The sequence below is a fragment of the Candidatus Sordicultor fermentans genome, assembly GCF_012728195.1.
Taxonomy (GTDB): Bacteria; Atribacterota; Atribacteria; order Atribacterales; family Caldatribacteriaceae; genus Sordicultor; species Sordicultor fermentans.
In genome coordinates, this window is the sequence record NZ_JAAYFP010000193.1 from 1 (window position 1) to 3,344 (window position 3,344).

The 3,344-nt window shown below is 44.0% G+C and carries 5 protein-coding genes; all 5 read right to left on the reverse strand.

The genetic code is table 11. From position 1 onward, the window contains the following. Nucleotides 1-644, reverse strand: a 644-nt coding sequence (locus GXZ17_RS09575; RefSeq protein ID WP_409377062.1) for a tetratricopeptide repeat protein, incomplete at its 3' end; no start/stop codon positions are given. A 97-nt stretch (nt 645-741) separates the two neighbouring features. Continuing rightward, a complete protein-coding gene (locus tag GXZ17_RS09580) occupies nt 742-1,137 on the reverse strand; it encodes a hypothetical protein (RefSeq protein WP_409377063.1) in 396 nt (131 codons plus the stop codon). Then, nucleotides 1,112-1,498: a flagellar export chaperone FliS gene (gene fliS, locus GXZ17_RS09585; RefSeq protein ID WP_409377064.1), complete on the reverse strand. Its 387-nt coding sequence runs from the start codon at nt 1,496-1,498 to the stop codon at nt 1,112-1,114. Before fliS ends, GXZ17_RS09580 begins: the two co-directional genes overlap by 26 nt. Nucleotides 1,499-1,503: 5 nt before the next feature. Beyond that, nucleotides 1,504-2,913, reverse strand: coding sequence for a flagellar filament capping protein FliD (gene fliD / locus GXZ17_RS09590; protein ID WP_409377065.1), 1,410 nt, complete (start codon nt 2,911-2,913; stop codon nt 1,504-1,506). Between the two features lie 10 nt (nt 2,914-2,923). Continuing rightward, on the reverse strand, nt 2,924-3,307 hold the full coding sequence (locus GXZ17_RS09595) for a flagellar protein FlaG (protein ID WP_409377066.1): 384 nt from the start codon (nt 3,305-3,307) through the stop codon (nt 2,924-2,926). Between the last annotated feature and the right edge of the window lie 37 nt (nt 3,308-3,344).

A 3,344-nucleotide genomic window follows, 5' to 3' on the forward strand; every position in this document is an offset into this window, starting at 1 on the left:
CCTTTGGCTCTCCTTAAACTCTCATTCCGGGCTCGGGAGAAGTCGTTCTCCCATGGTATATTAAAAACTCGGGCTCCGAGAGAAGAAGCAACCTCGAGGGTGTCATCAACTGAGCCTGTATCTACCACTACCACATCATCGAAGAAGTCGCAAAAACGAGACAGATATTTTTTGAGGTTCTCTGCTTCATCACGGACAATCATACACAGAGAAAGGGAAAGTTTTTTAGAGTTTCCTCCGCTCCGAGGCTTATTCCGGGACAAAAGATTTCGGAGGTTATTCTGATATTCCCTCTCTTCGGGGTCGAGCTCTACTGCCCGCTCAAAAGCTTTTTGAGCCTCAGTATATCTCCCCTTTTTAAAGTAAGCAAATCCTAAGTTGTTCCACGCTTCAGGAAAATTGGGATTCTTCTCCACTGCCCGGCGCAAAAAAGCTATGGCGTCTTTGTAGCGACCCTCCCGTAGGGCTATAACTCCCAACCCGTGACATACTTCAGGATGATTGGCATCTATTAGCGAGGCTTCCTGAAAAAGTTTTTTTGCTTCTTTTATGTCTCCCCCCAGGAAAGCCTGCCTTGCTCTCTGGATAAGCGATTCAAAATGCTCCCCGTCTTCTTGCTTTCCTTCTGCTATCCGAATAGGCACTTAATTCACCTCTTTATTACCACACCTTACTTACATAAAATACCATGCCAGAAAGAGATTTCCCAACCAGAATTTATTGTCAGAAAGATAAAGTCACTTAGCCCTGGATATCAATTCCTGGAGAAGAAGGAGGTAATCCATCTTTAACGCTATGCCAAAAAGAATGTTCCCTGCGCATACGCGCCAGTGTTTCTTGTTCCTCGGCAATATGGGTAAAAAGAAGCGTGCTGACTTCTTCATTTAATAGATTAATATCCCGAAGAAGACTAAGCATCCGCTCTTGCTTTTCGACTGCCAGCGAAGCGAGGTCAATTTGCTGGTCACAGGCTTCCACCTGAGCCATAAGCTTTCCTCGCTCTTCCAGAAGAATAAAAACATCATCGCTAAGTCCTTGATGAATAAGCTCATACATCTTTTTGGTAATTTCCAGAATGCGCTCCAGAAGGAAAATTTTCTCCTCCCCGGGGTCATTCAGGGTTCGGTTCTCGTTCAAGTTGACTCCACGCCTCCCGTAAGCCGGTAAGAATCTTGCAATTTGCTCCAATTATTTCCCGGTATTTAGTCTCGTTTATCTCCGCGCAATGTCCGATAATAAAACGATAAAGGTTAGCAAGATTTTCGGCAATTTCTCCTCCCTCTTCAAAATTGAGCGAACTAAGAAGTTCCAGAATAATTTTTTCTGCTCGCAAAATATACATCCGGGCTTTTCCTGTGTCTCCTTCACTATAAGCTTTCTCACTTAACTGGAAGAAACGAATCGCTCCATCATAGAGAAGCACAACCAATCGGAGAGGAGAGCTCGTATCGATATCATTTTGCTTATAAGAGCGAACTACATTCATATAGGCATTCATCTTTATCAACTCCCGGAAGAACTTTGTTTGATAAGAGTAGCAATCTGCGCCGCAAGCCAATTACTTTGGGACTGCATATTAGAAAGATAGGTTTCCAGATTGGTATATTGCCGCCAGAGACGTTCTTCTTTTAAGTCCATAATTTCTTCCAAAGAGGTAATGCGCTTATCGATATCCTGGATCATCCGCTGATACATATCTTGCTTTACCCACAGAGTCCCGCTCCCGTATACCGTCATACTCTGAATGGTTTGGGAAAGGTTTTTGGCTACACCTTCAGTAAATAGCTCTTTGATACCTGCGGAGTTAGTAGAAAGTTTTTCAGATAGCGCCTCTCGGTCTTCAATTTGTAAAAGCCCGGTTTTGGTAAGTTTCACGCCGAGCATGCTCAAACTGTTCACTTCTTCTGGAGCGCTCTTCACCACAGAGGTTACCGCCCGTTCCAGCTGCATCTGGATAATGCTAAGATTCACATCCCCCAAGAAAGAACCTTTCTCACCACTATCGGGGTCATAAAAGGTGAGGTTATCTATGGTATTAATTACATCATTATAATTTTCCACAAATTTTTCAATCTGTTCCTGTAACAGGCTGGTATCTTCTTTCACTTCTACTGTAACTGAGCTCGAGCTGGAAGAAAGAAGGTTAAGCGTCACCCCCGGAAGAAGTCCAGTTACGGTGTTAGAAGAAAACTCAAAACTCAAGGGGGTGGAAGTACCAGATGCCACTCCCAAAAGGAGCTTAGCATTTTGAGGAGGCTGAATGTCAGAAAAAGAGAGCGTTTCTACCTCCTCTACCTCCTCTCCCCCCTCTCCCTCTCCTTCCTCTACCTGGAGGTTGACATCCAGAGTGATTTGTCCTTCTGTTCCAGTAGCATTACTCAAAATAACCAAATGATACTCGCTCCCACTTCCCACTATCGAGGCAGTCACTGGAAGACCAGCGTTATTTATAGCATCGCGAATACCATTGAGAGAATTGTTATCCGAAGTAATGTTAATAGTAACCGGAGAACCTGAGCCTACCTGCAAAGTAATGGTGCCAGTGCCAAAGACTTGCGCAGATGGGTCTGAAGTAACTCCACTTGCCAGCTGATGAGCCAGAGCGATTCGCTCCACCTGGATGGTGTAGCGTCCCGTGGGAGCACCACTTTGTGCTGAAGCAGTAAGAACATTCTCTTGAGAAGAGGTAACCGTCCGCGCTCCATAAAGAGAAGAAGTATTCAGAGTGTCAGCGCTGATTTTCAAAGTAGAAAGTTTAAGAGAGAGGTCTTGAAGAAGAGAAATTTTATTTTGATACTCTTCTTTGGTGCTCTCCATCCGGGTGATAGGTGCTCGCTCTGCCTCCATAAGCTCTGCAATAAGGTCACCGGTTTGTAAACCTGATACTAAACCATCTATAGTTATACCAGCCATTTATATCACCTCACACTAATTCGTTGATAAAAACTCCTGCCAGCTCTTGTAAGCGAGCAATCATATCTAAAAACTTTTCCGGAGGGATTTCTCGAATTATTTCTCGGGTTTTGCGGTCAATCACCCGGGCAATAATGCGCCCCGTTTCCTCATGGACTCGAAAAGTAATCCCTAAGTTAAAACCCCGGAATATATCCTGCACTGCTTTAGTAAACCACAAAAGCTCCTCTTTCCCCATCTCTTCCGCCTCAGTTTCTTCCTGATTTTCAGGGGAGAGAGAAGAAGAAATAGAAGATAACTCACTTTTTGCCCCATCTTTTTCTTCTTTGGCTAAAAAAGTAATTATTTGTTCTACATCATTTCTCGATAGAGGATTAATCTCCACAGCTTCCACCCCGCTCCTCACTTTTTAAAAGTATAAGGGAGGGAGA

What these genes read in the sequence shown, in the direction of transcription:
- fliS (WP_409377064.1), bottom strand. Translation starts at nt 1,498, where the DNA reads ATGAATGCCTATATGAATGTAGTTCGCTCTTATAAGCAAAATGATATC.
- fliD (WP_409377065.1), bottom strand. Translation starts at nt 2,913, where the DNA reads ATGGCTGGTATAACTATAGATGGTTTAGTATCAGGTTTACAAACCGGT.